At 68.7% G+C, this 18,851-nt stretch carries 13 protein-coding genes; 3 read left to right on the forward strand and 10 right to left on the reverse strand.

Features of this window, described 5'->3' with window-relative positions:
• The first annotated feature begins 10 nt into the window (after window positions 1–10).
• Window positions 11–334, forward strand: coding sequence for a hypothetical protein (locus tag E1742_RS06725; protein WP_134384116.1), 324 nt, complete (start codon window positions 11–13; stop codon window positions 332–334).
• Here the strand turns inward: E1742_RS06725 and E1742_RS06730 are convergent.
• The 10 genes from E1742_RS06730 to E1742_RS06770 all read right to left on the reverse strand — a co-directional run bounded on the left by E1742_RS06730 (window position 315) and on the right by E1742_RS06770 (window position 13,464).
• Entirely contained in the window at window positions 315–926 is a 612-nt protein-coding gene (locus tag E1742_RS06730; protein WP_134384117.1) for an RES family NAD+ phosphorylase, read from the reverse strand. The genes E1742_RS06725 and E1742_RS06730 overlap by 20 nt on opposite strands.
• Entirely contained in the window at window positions 923–1,630 is a 708-nt protein-coding gene (locus E1742_RS06735; protein ID WP_134384118.1) for a hypothetical protein, read from the reverse strand. Before E1742_RS06735 ends, E1742_RS06730 begins: the two co-directional genes overlap by 4 nt.
• Window positions 1,631–1,891: 261 nt before the next feature.
• The gene (clpB, locus tag E1742_RS06740; RefSeq protein WP_134384119.1) at window positions 1,892–4,501 is read right to left on the reverse strand and encodes an ATP-dependent chaperone ClpB; all 2,610 of its coding nucleotides are present in this window, start codon (window positions 4,499–4,501) and stop codon (window positions 1,892–1,894) included.
• 349 nt (window positions 4,502–4,850) lie between these two features.
• On the reverse strand, window positions 4,851–5,324 hold the full coding sequence (gene moaE, locus E1742_RS06745; protein ID WP_134384120.1) for a molybdopterin synthase catalytic subunit MoaE: 474 nt from the start codon (window positions 5,322–5,324) through the stop codon (window positions 4,851–4,853).
• On the reverse strand, window positions 5,324–5,686 hold the full coding sequence (locus E1742_RS26650; RefSeq protein WP_229466588.1) for a hypothetical protein: 363 nt from the start codon (window positions 5,684–5,686) through the stop codon (window positions 5,324–5,326). The genes moaE and E1742_RS26650 overlap by 1 nt, the downstream gene beginning before the upstream one ends.
• Entirely contained in the window at window positions 5,626–7,905 is a 2,280-nt protein-coding gene (locus E1742_RS06750) for a DUF349 domain-containing protein (protein ID WP_229466590.1), read from the reverse strand. Before E1742_RS06750 ends, E1742_RS26650 begins: the two co-directional genes overlap by 61 nt.
• A gap of 104 nt (window positions 7,906–8,009) precedes the next feature.
• Entirely contained in the window at window positions 8,010–8,696 is a 687-nt protein-coding gene (locus tag E1742_RS06755; protein ID WP_134384121.1) for a hemerythrin domain-containing protein, read from the reverse strand.
• 98 nt (window positions 8,697–8,794) lie between these two features.
• Entirely contained in the window at window positions 8,795–11,179 is a 2,385-nt protein-coding gene (locus E1742_RS06760; protein ID WP_134384122.1) for a bifunctional acetate--CoA ligase family protein/GNAT family N-acetyltransferase, read from the reverse strand.
• An 18-nt stretch (window positions 11,180–11,197) separates the two neighbouring features.
• Window positions 11,198–12,217: a DUF2804 domain-containing protein gene (locus E1742_RS06765; protein ID WP_134384123.1), complete on the reverse strand. Its 1,020-nt coding sequence runs from the start codon at window positions 12,215–12,217 to the stop codon at window positions 11,198–11,200.
• A complete protein-coding gene (locus tag E1742_RS06770; RefSeq protein WP_134384124.1) occupies window positions 12,214–13,464 on the reverse strand; it encodes a winged helix-turn-helix domain-containing protein in 1,251 nt (416 codons plus the stop codon). Before E1742_RS06770 ends, E1742_RS06765 begins: the two co-directional genes overlap by 4 nt.
• Before the next feature lie 348 nt (window positions 13,465–13,812).
• On the opposite strand from E1742_RS06770, the gene E1742_RS06775 reads away from it, so the two are divergent.
• Together E1742_RS06775 and E1742_RS06780 are read left to right on the forward strand one after the other, a co-directional pair.
• Complete coding sequence (locus tag E1742_RS06775) at window positions 13,813–15,045, forward strand: exonuclease SbcCD subunit D C-terminal domain-containing protein (RefSeq protein ID WP_134384125.1); 1,233 nt, start codon at window positions 13,813–13,815, stop codon at window positions 15,043–15,045.
• On the forward strand, window positions 15,045–18,839 hold the full coding sequence (locus E1742_RS06780; protein WP_134384126.1) for an AAA family ATPase: 3,795 nt from the start codon (window positions 15,045–15,047) through the stop codon (window positions 18,837–18,839). The genes E1742_RS06775 and E1742_RS06780 overlap by 1 nt, the downstream gene beginning before the upstream one ends.
• Window positions 18,840–18,851: the final 12 nt, after the last annotated feature.

The raw sequence follows: 18,851 nt of genomic DNA on the forward strand, positions 1-18,851 counted from the left end.
CGAAGAAACGGTGTTGCGCCGCCTGGCCACGTTGCGTGGCGAGTTCGGACTGGCCGCCGCCAGCCGGCTCGCGGCGGACGGCATGGTGGATGCCGCCGATGTGGACGATGCCGTCGCCGCGCTGCACGCGAAATCGCTGCTGGCGGCCCGGCATACGGAAGCGGGCCTGCGCTGCCGGCTCGTGGCCGGCGCGCGCGAGTATGCGCTGGCGCTGGCGGGATGCGCCAGCGACGGGGGGCCCGTGCGCTGCGCGGTGGCACGGCCGGGACTGCCGATTCCGGCACGCGCGCCGCTGCCGCGCGGCGGCAAGCGGATTACAACGAGAACAGCTTGACGCGCAAACGGGTCAGCAGACCCGTGATATCGGGGTGCGTCAGCAGCGGCGTCGGCTCGGACCGGGCGCGCACGCCGCTGCGTTCGAACAGGGCGGCGGCAAACGCCGTGTTCATCTGTTTGCTGACATAGCGGATGCCGTCCGCTTCCGGCACCTGCGCGTGGATCGCACCGCTGAGCAGCTGCGTGTGCGCGTAGTCGTCCTGGGCGCTGACATCGTTGTTCAGGCCCAGGCTTTTCAGCGAGATACCCGTCAGGTCGACCAGCCGCAGCTGCGTCCTGGTCGGATGCACGTAATGGACCACGGAGCGCCGTTCGACCGAGCTGCGGTCGATCCACCACTCGCCGTTCCGGTAGTCGCCCACTTCGTGCAGGATGGTTTCGCACAACGCGACATCGAGCGTACCCGCCACATACGTGACACCGAAACCATGTGCGGGGTCGTCGAAGCGATAGCGCCCCGTCGTGCCCCACCATGGCTCCATCCCCGGCCGCAGGCTCAGTCGCAGCAGTGCGCGGATATCGACGTGGCAAAAGCACAGCTCACCGGCTGCAAGCAGGCCGGCGAAATCGGGGATGTGAGTATGGATCAAATGCGTTCCCAGCCGGCAGCCAGGCGCAGGATATCGGTCAGCCGATCAGCCGATTCCGCTACGGTTTTCCCGCCCAGACTGCCATGTTTGCGATTGAAGAAGATCAGTTTCGTGCCCGCCGCAATATCGGGATGAAACGACCGGTTGATGCTTTCAAAGTCGCGCCGCAGGAAACTCAGCGCCGCGACGGGATAATAGTGTTGACGCCCCATCCTGACAGAGAACAGCTCACCCCGCTCCCGGGCCTTGTCCAGCGCCTGCCGGGTGATGCCCCAGGCGCTGGCCAGCGTTTCGCCGTTGATCAGGCTGCCCTGGCGCACCATCGATGCGATCAGCGCTTCGCCACGCTGCAGGGCGGCGCCCGTCCCCGTGACGGATGTCGACGGCTGCTCTTCCACCGTACGGGCGTCCAGTTCGAAGCGTTCCGCTTCCAGGTCGTCGTCGTCGGCATCCAGGACCAGTGCCGGCATCGGCGTCACCAGCGTGACGCGGCCATCGCGTGCCACCGGCGACACGCGCGCGGTAATGCCGAGCGTGCGCAGCGCCTCATACAACTGTTCGAGCACATCGGATTGGGGCACTGCGTCCTCCACTTCGATCAGATAGGCTTGCGACGTTGCCGCGCCGAACTCGTCATCCGCGTCCCGCTCCGGCAGTTCGGCAATGCCGGCAGCGAAAACTTTCAGGTCTGTGGTTGAACTCATCTTGATTACTCCCGGATCATGGCAATGAGTCCATTCTACGCGGCGACCGCCTATTAAGCAACTTCAGCAACCAGCGCAACTCGCGCAACTCGTCTAAAGGTTGCGGGAATCGGTTTCCTTACTGTGTATTTATACAGTAGTCCGGTGGCGTCCGCCACCTGCTTTTGTTGACAGGTGACGCTGGGCCGAAGTTTCAGGAAGCACGTACGGTGCATAAAAAAGGCCCGCACGCAGCGGGCCTCCCGGGCGGTGGAACGACCGTTACAGCCGGACCACCTCCTCCTTGCCATCGGCACCGAACACCAGCGCGCCGTCGCGCGCATCGATATGAATCGTGTCCTTTGGCCCGAAGCGTCCCTCCAGGATGAGCTTCGACAGCGGATTTTCGATCTGCTGCTGGATCGCGCGCTTCAGCGGACGGGCACCGTAGACCGGGTCGTACCCTGCTTCCGCGATCTTGTGCAGCGCGCTGTCCGTTACCTGCAGGTGCATTTCCATCCGTTTCAGGCGATCCTCCAGGATCTTCAGCTGGATCTTGGCGATCGAACCGATGTTCTTCTCGTCCAGGCCATGGAACACGACGATCTCGTCGATCCGGTTGACGAACTCGGGACGGAAGTGCGCGCGCACCTCGGCCATCACGGCCAGCTTCACTACCGCCGGGTCCGACTCCTCCATCGACTGGATCTTGTGCGACCCCAGGTTCGACGTCATGATGACCACCGTGTTCTTGAAGTCCACCGTGCGGCCCTGGCCATCGGTCATGCGGCCGTCGTCGAGCACCTGCAGCAGCACGTTGAACACGTCGTGATGCGCTTTCTCCACCTCGTCCAGCAGGATCACGCTGTATGGCTTGCGGCGCACGGCTTCCGTCAAGTAGCCGCCTTCGTCATAGCCCACGTAGCCCGGCGGCGCGCCGATCAGGCGGGCGACCGAATGCTTCTCCATGAATTCGCTCATGTCGATGCGGATCAGCGCATCCTCGCTGTCGAACAGGAACGACGCCAGCGCCTTGGTCAGCTCGGTCTTGCCAACGCCGGTCGGGCCCAGGAACAGGAACGAGCCGTACGGCCGGTTCGGGTCGGCCAGGCCCGCGCGGGATCGGCGGATCGCGTCGGCCACGGCACTGATCGCCTCGTCCTGGCCCACCACGCGCTCGTGCAGCTTTTCCTCGATGTGCAGCAGCTTGTCGCGCTCGCCCTGCATCATGCGCGACACGGGAATGCCCGTCGCGCGCGACACCACTTCGGCAATCTCCTCGGCCCCCACCTGCGTTCGCAGCAGCTTCGGCTTGTCGTTGTCCGCGGCGGCGCCGGCCGATTCGGCCTGTTTCAGCTGCGCCTCCAGTTCCGGCAGGCGGCCGTACTGCAGCTCGGAGACGCGCTGCCAGTTCGAGGCGCGGGTGGCTTCCTCCATCTGCTGGCGGATCCGCTCGATCTCCTCCTTGATGTGCGTGGTGCCCTGCACATTGGCCTTTTCGGCCTTCAGGATTTCCTCGTAGTCGTTGTACTCGCGCTGCAGCTTGGCGATTTCCTCGTCGATCAGGTCGAGCCGGCGGCGCGACCCTTCGTCCTTCTCGCGTTTCACCGCCTCCTTCTCGATCTTCAGCTGGATCAGGCGACGCTCCAGCTTGTCCATCACCTCGGGCTTGGAATCGATCTCGATCTTGATCTTCGACGCCGCCTCGTCGATGAGATCGATGGCCTTGTCGGGCAGGAAGCGGTCCGTGATGTAGCGGTGCGACAGCTCGGCCGCCGCGATGATGGCCGGGTCCGTGATCTCGACCTTGTGGTGCAGCTCGTATTTGTCCTGCAGGCCGCGCAGGATGGCAATCGTCGCCTCCACCGTCGGCTCGTCCACGAGGATCTTCTGGAAGCGGCGCTCCAGCGCGGCATCCTTTTCGATGTATTTGCGGTATTCGTCGAGCGTGGTCGCGCCGACGCAATGCAGCTCGCCCCGCGCCAGCGCGGGTTTGAGCATATTGCCGGCGTCCATGGCGCCTTCGGCCTTGCCGGCGCCGACCATCGTGTGCAGCTCGTCGATGAAGACGATCGTCTGCCCTTCATCCTTGGCCAGTTCGTTCAGCACCGATTTCAGCCGCTCCTCGAACTCGCCGCGGAACTTGGCGCCCGCCAGCAGCGCGGCCATGTCCAGCGACAGCACACGTTTGCCGCGCAGCGAATCGGGCACCTCGTTGTTGACGATGCGCTGCGCCAGCCCCTCGACGATGGCCGTCTTGCCGACGCCGGGTTCGCCGATCAGCACGGGGTTGTTCTTGGTCCGGCGCTGCAGCACCTGGATGGCGCGGCGGATTTCGTCGTCACGGCCGATCACGGGGTCGAGCTTGCCCTGGCGCGCCCGCTCCGTCAGGTCCATCGTGTATTTTTTGAGCGCCTCGCGCTGGCCTTCCGCTTCCTGCGAATCGACCTTGCCGCCGCCGCGCACGGTGTCGATGGCCGCCTCCAGCGACTTGCGCGTCAGGCCGTTGTCGCGCGCCTGGCGGCCCGCGTCGGATTTGTCTTCCGTCAGCGCCAGCAGCACCATTTCGCTGGAGACGAACTGGTCGCCGCGCTTCTGTGCTTCCTTGTCCGCCAGGTTCAGCACGGCGACGAATTCGCGGCTGACCTGCACGTTGCCGCCGGTGCCGGACACCTTCGGCAGGCTTTCCAGGCTCGACTTCAACGCTCTCGTCAGGCCGCCGACATTGACGCCGGCACGCTGCAGCAGCGAGCGGGCAGCGCCGTCGTCCTGGTTCAGCAGGGCCGTCAGCAGGTGGGCGGGTTCGATATAGGGATTGTCGTTGCCGACGGCCAGGCTCTGGGCATCGGCGAGTGCTTCCTGCAGCTTGGTGGTTAATTTGTCTTGACGCATTTTGCGCACACTCCAAAGTTTTATCTGGGAGATAAATGTGGCTGTACAGACCCTTTTTCAAGCAGGGTTTTCAGCTTGCGTCAATTGGCGACATCACGCCCGGGCAATTGCGTGGACCCGCTCCGTGCCGTGACGCCGGGCATCCGCAGCCTTACACAATCCGATGGCGGTTGCCCGTGGCGGCATAACCCGGGGAACCGTATACAAGCGTATGGCGGGGCTTTCGAAACGAGCTGAAGCGCCGGTATGACGGACAAATTACGACGTCCGAACTGCAGGATGCCCACAGCATTTTGACGGGGACTCCGTGCGACAGTGCCGTGAACAGGATGGCGCGCATGGCGCGGCACTATCGCGCGCCGGCCACCTCGACGCGCCACTTGTCCAGTGCCACGTCGTCGCTGACGCGCGCATCGACCCAGCGCGAACCTTCCGGTGTCTGTTCCTTCTTCCAGAACGGCGCCTCCGTTTTCAGGTAGTCGATGATGAACTCGCAGGCCGCAAACGCCTCGCCCCGGTGCGACGACGTGACGGCCACCAGCACGATCTGGTCCTTCGGCAGCAGCGGCCCTACCCGGTGGATCACCAGCGCGTCGAAGATGGGCCAGCGCGCCAGCGCCTGGTCGATGATGGCGTCGATCGACGCTTCCGTCATGCCGGGATAATGCTCCAGCTCCATTGCCGCCACCGGCGCACCCTCGTTGAGGTCGCGTACCGTGCCGACAAACGTGACCACACCGCCCACCTTCGGGTTCGTGTCGCGCAGCCGCGCCACCTCCTGCGACAGGTCGAAGTCTTCCGTCTGTATCCGAACCCTGCTCATCAGCCCCCCGCGCCGACCCGGCGGAACAGCTGCTCGATGCGGCTGGCCGTGCGGTCGTCCACGGACGCCGGCAGCGCGCACAGGGCCTGGAACTGGGCCGCCTGGCTGGCCGGCTTCTGGCCCGACTTTAGTGAGCTCTGCAGGACTTCCACTTGCATTTTGAGGCGGTCGCGGGCAAACTCGGCGCCGCTGTCGATGCCGGCCAGGATTTCCAGCCGCAGCACTTCGGACAGCACGCGGGCGCGGTTCGCCTCCAGCGTCGCGGCATACGCGCTGCGCGCGGACGGATCGGCGGACGCTTTCAACGCCGCGTCGAAACGGGCGCGCAGGATCCGTTCGTAGTCGGCCGGCAGTGGCGGCAATGCCGCCCAGCGCGACGACCAATCGTCAGCGTCGATGCCCCCGTCGACGCCAGCGCTCCCTCCAGCGCCTGCACCAGCCGCAACTTGTCGCGCATGGCGTTGGCCTGGGCCGTGCCGGCGCGCTTGCGGATGGCGTCGGCCTGACTCTGCAGGTGCCCCACCGCGGCCCGATAACGCGCTTCGATGCGCTGCTCCGCCGCACGTGGGACGGCGCCGGTCGCATGCCACGCCGCGGCCGCATCTTTAAGCGTCTTGGCGATGGCAGCCAGTTGCACTTTGTCATCGCCTTCGAACGTGGCACCTTCCAGCCCGGCGCAGATGGCTTCGCGCGCATGCAGGTGCGCCTTGCGCTCGTGGTCGGCGGCATGCGCCGATTCCTTGCGCTTGGCGAAGATCGTGTCGCACGCGGTGCGGAACTTCTGCCAAAGCGCCTGCTCCTGCTTGCGTTCCAGCGGCAGCGCCTTGGCGTGGCCCTGCCAGCTTTCCTGCAGCCCGCGCAAGGTGTCGACCGTGTGGCGGTCGGCCGGATCGAGTTTGTACACTTCCTCGATCAGCTGTTCGCGCCGCGCCACCTCGATCCGGCGCTGCTCTTCCAGCGGGGCCATCAACGTTTCCATGGCCTTGCCGAAGGCACTGTCGAGCTTTTTCTTGTCCTTGCGGTCGATCGTTCCCAGCCGGCTCCACGCCTGGCGCAAGCGCTGCGACACGGAGGCCAGCGCACGCCAGTCCTCGCGCGCAGCGGGCGAATCGGCAATCAGCGCGTGCACTTCGTCCACCATCGCCTGGGCCTTGGCCGCATTGGCGTGGCGCTCGTCGGCCAGATGCTTGAAGTGGGCGGCGGCGGGCGCGTAAGCGGCAGTGCACGCGGCGTCGAACTTTTCCCACAGGCTTTTCGGCGCCGGGCCGGAGACGCTGTCAAGCGCCTTCCAGCGTTCACGCATCGTGCTGACTTTCTTGGCCAGCTCGCTCATCGGCAGCGACTGTGCCGGCAATTCCTCGACGGCGTGCACCATCTCCTCGCGCGATACATTGCCGCCCCAGCGCGCCCATGCGGACAGCCGCTTCAACTCGGCCCGGATATGGGCCAGCCGTTCCGACTGTTGCGGGGTCAGCCGGCCCGTCTTCGTTTCTTTCAGCGTCTTGTCGTGTTCGCCCGCCGTATGCAACTGCCCCTGCTCCAGGGCCGCTTCCATGGCATCGACCAGTGCCATGAAGCGGGCGTTGGCTTCCTTGTCCGCGGGGGTCGGCTTGTGCTTTTCGCGCGGCGGCCGGGCCGGCGCGGCGTCCCCTTCCGCAGCGCTCCGGTCGGCAGGAACCGCCACCGCCGCGCCACCCTGTCCGACTTCGGCCCCGTCAGCCGAAGGCTCCCCGTCCGGGGCAGACTCGGTCTGCCCGGCCTGCGCCCCGGAAGCCGACGCTGCGGGGGCGTCCGGCGCGGGGGCCGTTGCCGGCGCCGCCGGTGACGCCGCTGCAACCCGCTGTGCGTGCGCTGCCAGCGCAGCGCCTGCCTGGGCCAGCGCGGCGTCGAAATCGTTCAGCAGATGACGGGGCAAGGTGGCGTGCTCGGGTGCGGCGCGGTGTTGCGCATGCTCGGCGCTCAGGCGCTCCAGTTCGACGGCGCCATCGTCCCCGGGCTCGGCCGCAAGGCGGCGCACGGCGGCGAGCGCGTCGATGACGGTGCGCTGCAGCGTTACCTGAGCTTCCAGCCGCGCGCCGAGTGCATTGCGCAGCTCGGCGAACTGTGCCGCCAGCTCATCGGGGGCCGCGATGACTTTCCACAGCCGGTCGAGATCGGCTACCTGGTTCGGCGTCAGTTTCTCATCGGCCAACAGGCGCTGAGCAGTAGCAATACTCAGCTCGGCCTGGCGCTGCTCGCCCTGGCGATGCCGGATCGCATCGAGCCGGCCCTGCATCAGCTTGGCGACGCGGCGGTCCGTGTTGCGCACCGCCGTTTGCACGCGCTCCAGCATCGGCTGCGATACCACGTGCTCGGCTGCTGCAAGGCGCACATCGGCGAATTCACTTTGCAGGATCAGCTCGACAGCAGCGGCCTCGTTGCCCGCCAGTCCCCGTGCCGCTTCCACTTGCGCCGCACGGCGGGCCGCGGCGTCGGCCTGCGCGTCCACCCCGCCAGCGCCCGCCGGCGCACCCTGGTCGGCCCCACCCGCCTGCGGATCGGCCCCCTTGTCGCCGGGCCGTCGGAAAAGGAATTCAAACATGATGTGCTATCGATGGATCAAAACCACCATCATAGCGCAGCGCCGGCTTTCGCGCGGCGATCCGCAACCGTCGCGGCCAACGGACCGGCGCGCCCGCCTACTCCTTATTTGCACGCACCCGCGCGCTGCACCGTGCCCCGCATCGGCTTGCGCGGCACGGCATGGTGCGCCGTCTGCCCGGGGATGAGAATGTCGAGCTCCGTCACCGCGCCCGCCGGCGGCGCCTGCCGCGGCACGATGGCGATCGGCGCCGCGTCGGCCATCACGCTGTCGCTGCCGCTGCGCCTCGCTTCGGCCACCTTGGCGTCGTGCGCCAGCAGCTTGTTGGCGAGGGCGAACCAGGCGTCGCCGCAGATGGCGCTGCGGGCGATGGCGAACAGTTCCTTCTCTTCCTTCTCCAGCCGCTGCAGCAGCGCACTGCAGAAATTGTCGATCGATTCGCGCACGGCGTGGGCTGCGCCGTCGTCCTGCACACCCTGTTCCAGGTTGTGCTTCAGGCGCCGCACGACGGCCAGCGCGGACGCGTTCAGACGGCTCAGTTCGTCAAGCAGCTGGTCGGCCCGTTCCGTGGCCTGGCGCAGCGCGGGAATCAGGTACAGCTCGACCTTGCGCCAGTGGCACGCCTGGTACAGGCGCTCGAGCGTCTCGCATGCGTATTCAAGTTGCGACAGCGTCAGGCTGTGCTGACTGTTGAGCGTCGATGCAACGTACTTCTGAAATGAAAGCAAACTCAGGCGGATGTGGGCCTGCTCGACGGACAAGGCAACCAGCGTATATGTGGCCGTTAACATTCTTGCTCCCAGGGCTGGATGGAGAGACAAGTGTAAAGTGGGCCGACATGACGACCTTGAGCCAGCGCAAATGCGGCGCGAGGTTTTTTCCGATTCCGCTAGGAAGACCTGGCATGCAAGTCGACCGCCAGCTGGACGGTACCGGGCTCGTCGCCAGGCAGCACGCGCCCGCCGAACCGCCTGACGAGGTGTTGCACGCCCAGGTTTTCCGCCAGCGCGTCGCCCGTCAGCGTGCCCAGGCCCTGGCTGCGGAAATAGTCGACCAGCTTGCGGAACAGAATCACGCCCAGTCCCTTTCCCTTCAGGTCGGAGCGGATCATGATGGCGAACTCGGCGCGGCTGTTGTCGGGATCGGCGACAGCCCGTACCACGCCCAGCGTCTCCGGTTCGCCGTCGCCGACGGTGCGTGTGGCAATGAACGCCATGGCGCGGTCGTAGTCGATCTGCGTCAGGCGGGCCAGCTGGGCCGGCGGCAGCTCGCGCAACGTTGTAAAGAAACGCATACGGATATCGTCCGGATCGAGCGCGGCAAAGAAGCGCACGTGCGCTGCGGCGTCCTCCGGGCGGATCGGCCGCAGCAACAGTTGCGTGCCCTGCCACGGCACCAGCTCCTCCAGTGCCTGAGGATACGGCCGGATCGCCATGGCCGCCTCCGGCCGTGGCGGTCCCACCGCGATGACCGCACGCTGCACCCGCAGTCCGCCGTCGCCCAGCCGCACCGGGTCCAGGCTGAGCGACGCCACTTCGTCCAGGTCGGCCACCAGCTGCGCCACCGCCACCAGGGCGTTGCACACACTGTCGCAGCGCTCGCGCAACGCCCGCCCCGCCTTGCTGCGCTCGACGATGTCGCGCGCCAGCACAAGGTTCAGCGGCGGCAGGCCGACGGCGCGGTCGTCCGCCACGCTGCCTGCCGCGCCACCCAGGCCGAAAGCGATGGCCGGACCGAATACCGGGTCGACGTGCATGGCGATGCGCAACAGCGCGCTGTCGTCGGCGCACGGCGTGTCCGTCAATTGCAGATCGTAAGCCGCCAGCACCACGCGGCACTGGTCCGGCGTCAGCGCTGTCTGGCCGGCTGCCCGCGCGGCGGCCACCAGCTCGCGCGCTGCCGTGCGCAGCGCATGCGCTTCCGGCTGCTCCACCGCGCCTTGCCCCGGCACTTCGATCAGCAGCGCCTGGTTGCGCTGGTACTGCACGATCTGGCGGAATGCGCGCACGGCTTTTTCCGGCGTGTCGTACGTCGGCAGGTTGGCCTCGGCGAAGACCTTGCGCGCTTGCGCCACGCCCTCGCCGCCGATCCAGCAGGACAGCACGGCGCGGTGCGCCTCGCGGATCAGCGGCGCCAGCGCCTGCGCCACTTCCGTGCTGCCGGCGGCCGACGTGGGCGCATGGATCAGCAGCAGCGCATCGACCTGCGGCTCGCGCAGCATCTCCGCCAGTGCCGCCGCGTGGCGTGCCGTGTCGGCGCGCACGCCGATATCGAGCGGGTTGGCCGGCACCATTCTGTCCGGCACGTGAGGCCGCAGACGCCGCACCGTTTCCGGCGACAGCGTGGCCAGCTGGCCACCGATCCACTGCAGCGCATCGGCGGCCAGCAGCCCAAGGCTGGTGCCGTTGCTGATGACGCCCAGCCGTCCGCCGCTCAGCGGCCGCGCCCGCGCCACCGTCTCCACCGCATCGAACAGATCGGCCGACGACTGCACCCGCAGCATGCCGGCGCGGCGGATGGCCGCATCGACGACGCGGTCGTCGCCCTCGCGCCCGGACTTGAGAACGACGACCGGCTTGCCGCGCGCGGCGATGCGGGCGGCGGACATGAACTTGCGCGCATTGCCGATGGTCTCCAGGTGCAGCACGATGGCGTTCGTGTCGGGATCGCCGGCGAGGAAGTCGAGCAGGTCGCCCACGTCGATATCGACGCTTTCGCCCAGCGACACGACGCGCGAGAAACCGATGCTCTGCTGCCGTGCCCAGTCCAGCACCGCCGTCATCAGCATGCCGGACTGCGATACGAACGCGATGCGTCCCGGCCTGGCGCCGACGTGGGCCACGCTGGCGTTCAGTCCCGCCGCCGGCGCGACGACGCCGATGCCGCCCGGCCCCAGGATGCGCAGCCGGTGCGGCCGCGCCGCCTTCAGCATGGATTGCCGCGTGGCGGGCGGCAGTGGCGTGAGCACGATGACGGCGCGGGTGCCGCGCGCCCCGAGCTCGCCGATCAGGCCCGGCACCGTGTCCGCCGGCGTACAGATGACGGCCAGGTCCGGCCCGCCGCCGGGTGTCTTCGGCAGCGCGCCGATGCGCGCATAGCAGGGAATCCCCAGCAGTTCGTCATACTTCGGGTTGACGGGCCACAGCGCGCCGGCAAAGCCGCTTTCGGCCATGTTCGCCAGCACCGTCGTGCCGATCCGGCCTGCGCGCTGCGATGCACCGACGATCGCCACGGTGCGGGGTTCGAACATCCGGTCCAGGTTACGCAGGCTCATGCTGTCCTCTATCGTTGTTTACCAGCGTGCGAAGTGATCTTCCGTTACGCCGGGCAGGCGGTCGATGGCACGTTTCGGCGCATCCGGTGCGCTGCGCACCCAGCCCGTGAACGTGCCCAGCGGCTGCACGTAGCGGCTGGCGGCAATGCGCAGGTTGCGCGTTTCGCGCCGGGCGGCTTCCGGCGTGAAGATCACGTCCAGGCAGTCGTCTTCCGTAAAAATGTGCCAGGGCTGCATGATGTCCTTGCGGTCGACGATGAAGCGCGCGGCCCCCAGCGGATGGACGGCGCCGTCGAGCCAGACCGCGTTTTCGCACGCGCCGAAATAGCCCGCCTGCAGATTGAAGCCGGCGTCGAGCGAGTGCGCCGACGCCCAGCGCCAGCCCGTTTCGCGCGGCAGCAGGCCGTTCGAATGGTCGAAGCTGGCGACGCCGCCGTCCAGCGAATATTCGTCGCGCCAGGTGCGCACTTCACCCGTCAACGGCAGCCCGCCCGACTTCTGCGTGGCGTGCACGGACCCGCCCCGCACCAGACCCGTCGCCAGCAAGAACGGAGCCGGTATGGCGCCGAAGCGAGCGCCGATTTCCACCCATGGGCAGTGCACCGTCAATTCCCAGCCGCCGGCAGCAATGGGCACGATGCCGATGTGCGTGTCGCGCCGGGCGAAGCGGCTGGCGCCACCCGCGTCGTTGGCCATCGTGGCGGACCAGCGGCCCGGCAGGCCGTCCTGTGAAAAGTTCGCCATCATGTCGCCGTCGCTGCGGTCGAACGCATAGCCGAAGCACGTGGTCATCCAGCCCAGGTCGACGATGGCCACGGCGCAGAAGATCTCCTCCGTGACCAGCGCCACGTAATGCCAGCGCTTGTGGTGCAGCCGGCGCCACAGCGCGTTGCGGGCGTACGGCGGCGCCAGGCGTGCCCAGTCCAACCCCTGCGCGGGACCGGCAAAACGCCCCAGCAGCGGGATGCCGTCCGGCCCCACGATGGCCGGCGGCGCGGGTGGCAGCGCTGCCGCGTTCACGGTTGCGGCGCCGTTCATGCCGCCTCCGCTGCATGTGTCACGTGCGCCAGCGCATCGTCCAGCGCCGCGGCGAAGGACGGCGGCGTGGTCCGCCCGACCGTCACGCGCGGGCAGCCATGCCACCCGGCGCAGCGGCGCAACGCGCCGGCCATGTCGCGCACGAAGCGTTCGCCGATTCGCGCGCCGGGCTCCAGCGCCAGCGCCTTGAGTTCAAAGATGCCGTCGCGCCGGTGCGCCTTCGCGTCCACCCGCCCCACCAGTGCGCCACGGCGCAGCAACGGCAAGGTGAAGTAACCGTGCACCCGCTTGTGCGCTGGCGTATAGCACTCGAGCCGGTAGTCGAAATCGAACAGCTCCAGCACGCGGCGGCGGTCCCAGACGACGGGATCGAACGGCGACAGCACCGTCGTCAGCGTCGGCGTCAGCGCACCGGCCGCGGCCTGCTGCGCCAGCGCGGCGTGGTCGGCATGGACGTACACGGGGTCGCGCCAGCCTTCCACGGAAGCACGCAGCAGCGCGCCCTCTTCCGCCAGGGCCTCCAGGTCGATGCGCGCACCGCGCGTGCGGTAATAATCGGGTACCCATGCGGCCCTGGCCAGGCCCAGCGCCCGCACCGTCTTCAGCGCCAGCTCGCGCCGCGCCTGTTCCAGCGGCGGCAATGCCGAGTCGCTCCAGCCCGGCAGCACGCGTTCGGCCACGTCGTACACGCGCTGGAAGTGATGGCGCCGCGCGATCATCAAGGCACCAGCGGTGAACAGCACTTCCAGCGCGCGCTTTTCCGGCTTCCACGCCCACCAGCCGCCGGCCTTGCCGTCGGTGCGTTCGAAGTCAAGCGCCCGCACGGGTCCATGGGCACGCACGTGCGCCAGGACCGCATCGACTTCGGCGCGGTGTTCGGCCAGCCAGCGGGCGGCGTATTTCCAGCCCATCGCCAGCGGATCGAGCATGCGGTGCCGCAGCAGCCGGTAGTCCTCGATGGGGACGAAACATGCTTCGTGTGCCCAGTATTCGAACAGTGCGCCCTCGGCCAGCAGTTCGTCCAGCCACTTCTGCGGATAGTCGCCCAGCCGGCTCCACAGCACCAGGTACGGGCTGCGCGCGACGACGTGAATCGTGTCGATCTGCAGCACCCCCATGCGGCGGATTTCGGCCAGCACGTCCGGCCTGGCGGCGCGGCGCCGGCGCGTTCGCAGCAGCCCCTGCGCGGCCAGATGCAGTGCGCGCGCCGCGGCGGGGCTGAAGGTGGGTGAAGCGGATGACGGCAACTCGGGTTCTCCTCGGTGGTGGCGTGGCTATTCTAATGAACTTTGCCGGGTCGGCCGCGCTATTTGCGCGCCGTCGCGACTTTTTTACCCGCCAGGCTGAACAGCGCGCCGATCGCGTGCAGGATAGTGCTTCGACACTCAACCGGCGAGCGCCCATGAGCGGGCCCGCCCTGCCCCCGGGTATCGGTCGCTGCTCCTGCCATCGTTCGCGCCGATGGCCTGCCCGCCACCCCGATGCTGCCGCGCCTGCATCTGCCGCTGGCGCACGTCGGGCGAACACGGACGGCGCCGATACGCTACTATTGCGCTTTCCCGGCCACCGCCGCCGCACACACCGCCGTACATCCCATGCGCCTGCTGCACACCTCCGACTGGCACCTCGGCCAGTCGTTACACAATTTCGACCGCCATTACGAGCACCAGTGCTTCCTGGACTGGCTGCTGGAGACCATCGTGGCCGAACAGGCCGACGCGCTGCTGATCGCCGGCGACGTGTTCGACAACGCCAACCCGTCGGCCGTATCGCAACGCCAGCTGTACCGCTTCCTGCAGCAGGCGCGCGAGCGCGTGCCGGGGCTGGACATCGTCGTCACGGCCGGCAATCACGATTCGCCGGGGCGGATCGAGGCGCCGGGACCACTGCTGGAGGCGCACGGCACGCGCGTGATCGGCCACGTGCTGCGCGACGACAACGGCAATATCGACGTGGGCCGGATGGTGCTCCCCCTGACGAACCGCGCCGGCCACGTGGCTGCCTGGTGCCTGGCCGTGCCGTTCCTGCGCCCGGCCGACGTGCCGCGCGGCGGGCAGGATGAAACGGTGGACGGCTACCTGGCCGGTATCGCCGCGCTGTACGCCCAGGCGCAGGAACACGCCCTGAGCCTGCGCCAGCCGGGCCAGGCCGTCGTGGCGATGGGCCACTGCCATATGGTGGATGGCCAGATGTCGGCCGACTCGGAGCGCCGCATCGTCATCGGCGGCACGGAAATGCTGCCGGCCGGGATGTTCGGGCCGGAAGTCGCCTACGCTGCGCTGGGCCACCTGCACCTGGCGCAGCAGATCGGCCGCCACGCGCACATCCGCTATTGCGGCAGCCCGATCCCGCTGTCGTTCTCCGAGGTGCACTACCAGCACCAGGTGTTGCGCATCGACCTCGATGGCGGCGCCCTGCAGGAAACCGTCGCCATACCGATTCCGCGCGCGGTGCACCTGCTGCGCGTGCCGTCGCGCCCCGCCCCGCTGGCGCAGGTCCTGGACGAGCTGGAGGCGCTGGACTTCCCCGCCGCGCCGCCGTACGCGCAGCCGTTCCTGGAAGTGCGCGTGCTGCTGGACGCGCCCGAGCCGGGCCTGCGCTCGCGCATCGAGGCGGCGCTGGAGGGCAAGCATGTGCGTCTGGCGAAGATCGACACGGCCAGCAGCGCGCGCGGGCCGTCGCTGGTGGATGCCGCCGTCTCGCTGGACCAGCTGGCGCAGTTGCAGCCCGATGAAGTGTTCGCGCGCCTGTACCGGCAAAAATACGGCAATGACGCCCCGGACGACCAGGTGGCCGCGTTTGCCGAACTGCTGCTGGCGGGTGTCTGATGCGGATCCTGCGTATCGGCGGCAAGAACCTGGCTTCGCTGGCGGACGAATTCTCCGTCGATTTCGGCAGCGAACCGCTGGCCTCGTCCGGCCTGTTCGCCATCAGCGGCCCGACCGGCGCCGGCAAGAGCACGCTGCTCGATGCCCTGTGCCTGGCGCTGTACGACCGCACGCCGCGCCTCGTGCACGCGCGCGGCAAGACGCCGGACGTGGGCGACCCGATCTCGTCGGACGACCCGCGCACGCTGCTGCGGCGCGGCACGCCGGAAGGCTACGCGGAAGTGGACTTCGTCGGCAACGACGGCCACGCTTACCGCGCGCGCTGGAGCGTGCGCCGGGCGCGCACCAAGGCCGCCGGTGCGCTGCAGCCCACCGCGATGACATTGCACACGCTGCCGCAACTGCAGCCGGTGGGTGCCACCAAGACGGAAGTGAAGGTCGAGATCGAGGAACGCATCGGCCTGAACTTCGAACAGTTCACGCGCGCCGTGCTGCTGGCGCAGAACGAATTCGCCACGTTCCTGAAATCGCAGGACGACGAACGGGGCATGCTGCTGGAAACGCTGACCGGCAGCACCGTCTACAGCGATATCTCGAAGCGGGCCCACGAACGCCAGAAGCTGGAGATGCAAAAGCTGCAGCAGTTGCAGGCCCGCCTGGCCGACCAGAAGCCGCTGTCCTTCGACGAGCGCCAGGAGATCGAACGGCTGGCGCGCGAATCCGAAGCGGCGCTGGCGGCACTGGACGTGCGCCGCGGCCTGCTGGAAGGGGACCTGCGCTGGCACGAACAGGCAGTGCGGCTGGCGCAGGGCGTGGACGAAGCGCGCGCCGCGTTGGCGCAGCGAGGCGAGGATGTGGCGGCGGCGTCACCACGGCGCGCGGCGCTGATGCGCATCGAGGCGGTGCAGGAAGCGCGTCCGCTCAACGACGAGATCGCGCGCCTCGCCGCCGAGGGCGCGCAGGCGCGTGCCTCCGCCGAGCGCTGCACGCAGGAGGCGGAAGCTGCCCGGCTGGCGCAGGAAGCGGCCAGCACGGCGATGGCGGCGTTGCAGGTGGAGCTGGTGACGGCGGAAAACGCGCAGACGGCAGCCGCGCCGCAGCTGGATCTGGCCAAGGCGCTGGATGCGCGCATCGAAGCGATGCAACCGGCCCATACGGCGGCACGGGCCGCCCGCGATACGGCCGTGGCGGCCGTCACGGCCGCGGCGGCAGCGCTGACCGACAAGCGCACCGACCGGCGCAAGCTTCAGGAGGCGCAGCAGTTCGACCAGGACTGGCTGACGCAGCACCGCCACTGGGCAGTGCTGGGCCAGCAGTGGCCGCGCTGGGAAGGGCTGTTCGCGCAGGCCGGCCGCGCGCTGGACCAGTCGACAATGTTTGCAACCAAGCTCGAAGGCACCCGCGCGCTGATCAACCAGCAGCGCGATGCGGAAACGGCGGCGCGCGACCAGCTGGCCGCGTCGGCCGGCAAGGTCCAGGCACTGCTGGCCCAGCGCGACGCGGCGGCGCAGGCGCTCGCCGCGTTCGACGGCGAAGCGCTGCAGGGGCGGCGCACGGCGCTGGAACGCCGGCGCACCGCGCTGGCCGACGGCGAAAAAGTATGGCTCGACCTGGCGGCGAAAACGGCGCGTGCGGCAACGCTGGACGAGAACGCGACGCGCCTGCACGCCACGCTGGCCCAGGCACAGGCGCAGCTGGCCCAGGCGCAGCAGGATCATGGCCTGCGCAAGGCAGCGCTGGCGCAGGCCGAACGGGCGCTGGCGGTGGCCGAAGCGGCGTGCGGCGACAGCGTCGAGGCGCTGCGCGATACGCTGGAGGACGGCGTGCCTTGCCCCGTCTGCGGCGCCGGGGATCATCCGTATCACGGCAACCAGGGCAACGAAAAGCTGCGCGCGATGCTGGCGCAGTTCCGCCGCGAGGTGGCCGAAGGCCGCGCCGCGCTGGAAGCGCTGATCGGCCACGGTGCCACGCAACGCGCGCTGGTGGACACCAGCACCGCGCAGCTGGCGCAGGTGGAGGCGGAACGCACCGCGCTGGCGACGGCGCTGGAAGCCGTCGGCGCGCGCTGGCGCATGGCGGTCGAGGCCATCGATACTGCGGGCGATACCGTGCCGGCAGCGGACGTGGAGCCATGGCTGGCGGAGCGGCTGGCCGATACGGCGGCCGGGTTGCGCGCGCTGGAAGGCGACGAGGCCGCGTGGCGCCGCGCCACCGCCGCGCGCGACGCCGTGCAGCACTCGTACGACGAGGCCATTGCCGCCCAGGGCAAGTGGCAGGCCGCGGCGGCGAACGCGGCGACGGCGCTGGCACAGACGGCCGCGCAGCTGGACGCGCTGCAATCGCAGCATCTGGACGCCGTGGCGCGGCTGGACGCACTGCTGGACGAACTGGAACCGGCGTTTGCCGACCTGGAACAGCCGGACGAGGACTGGAAGCAGGCGTGGCGCGTCAATCCGGACCACTTCAAGTCGCTGCGCCAGGTGGAAGGCCGCCAGTGGCTGGCGAAGCACGGCGCCATCGACAAGCGCACGGCAGACCTGGCGGCGCTGGAAGTGGAGCTGAACGCGCTGCAGGAGGCGCACGCCAAGGCGGCGGCGGACGAGCAGGTGGCGCGCACGGCGTTTGTCGCCGCCGACGACGCCTTGCAGCACGCCCGCTCGCAGCGCCTGGCGCTGTGGAACGGCGCGCCGGTGCGCGAAGTGGAAGCGCGCCTGCGCGCCGCCTGCGACACCGCGCGCGCGCGCCTGACGGCGCAGCAGGAGGCGGCGCAGGAGGCGGCGCAGCGCCGCACCCGCTGCGACGAAGCGCTGGCGCAAGGCCGGCGCCGCATTGCGGAACTGGACGAAGCCGGTGTCGCCGCCACGGCGCGGCTGGCAGCGTGGCTGGACGAGTTCCGGCAGGCGCGCACGGAGCCGGATCTGTTCACGCCTGCCCCGGACATCGGCATCGCCTCGCTGGCGGAGCTGCGCGAACTGCTGGCCTATCCGCTGGACGCCATCCGCGCCGAGCGGCAGGCATTGCAGGCGCTGGACCAGGCGGTGGCGCAGGCGCGCACCGTGCTGCAGGAACGGGAGGCGCAGTGCGCCCGTCACCGCGAGTCCGCGCCCGGCAATGGCGGGCAGACGATGGACACGCTGCGCGAAGCGCTGGCCGCACTGGCCACGGAACGGCAGACAGCGCACGAGGGGGCGACGGGCTGCCGTCTCACACTGGCGCATGACGACGAACGGCGCCGCCGCGCCAGCGACGTGCTAGCGGAGCTGGAAGGCCAGGAAGCCGTGGAGCGCAAATGGGCGCGCCTGAGTGAACTGATCGGCTCAGCGGACGGCAAGAAATTCCGCAACTACGCCCAGCAGTTCACCCTGGACGTCCTGCTCGGCTACGCCAATGCCCACCTGGGCCAGCTGGCGCCGCGCTACCAGCTGCAGCGGGTCGACAACCCCACGCAACCGTCGCTCGGCCTGCTGGTACGCGACCTGCACATGGGCGACGACATGCGCTCGGTGCACTCGCTGTCCGGCGGCGAATCGTTCCTCGTTTCGCTCGCACTGGCGCTCGGCCTGGCTTCGCTGTCGTCCAACCGCGTGCGGGTGGAATCGCTGTTCATCGACGAGGGCTTCGGCAGCCTGGATGCGGAAACCCTGCGCGTGGCGATGGACGCGCTGGACAACCTGCAATCGATGGGCAGGAAGGTGGGCGTCATCTCGCACGTGCAGGAAATGACGGAGCGGATCGCCACGCGCATCCTGGTGCAGCCGGGGGCCGGCGGGCGCAGTGCAGTCAGCGTCTACTGAAGCCCGGGGACA

This window comes from Pseudoduganella plicata, assembly GCF_004421005.1.
GTDB lineage: Bacteria > Pseudomonadota > Gammaproteobacteria > Burkholderiales > Burkholderiaceae_D > Rugamonas > Rugamonas plicata.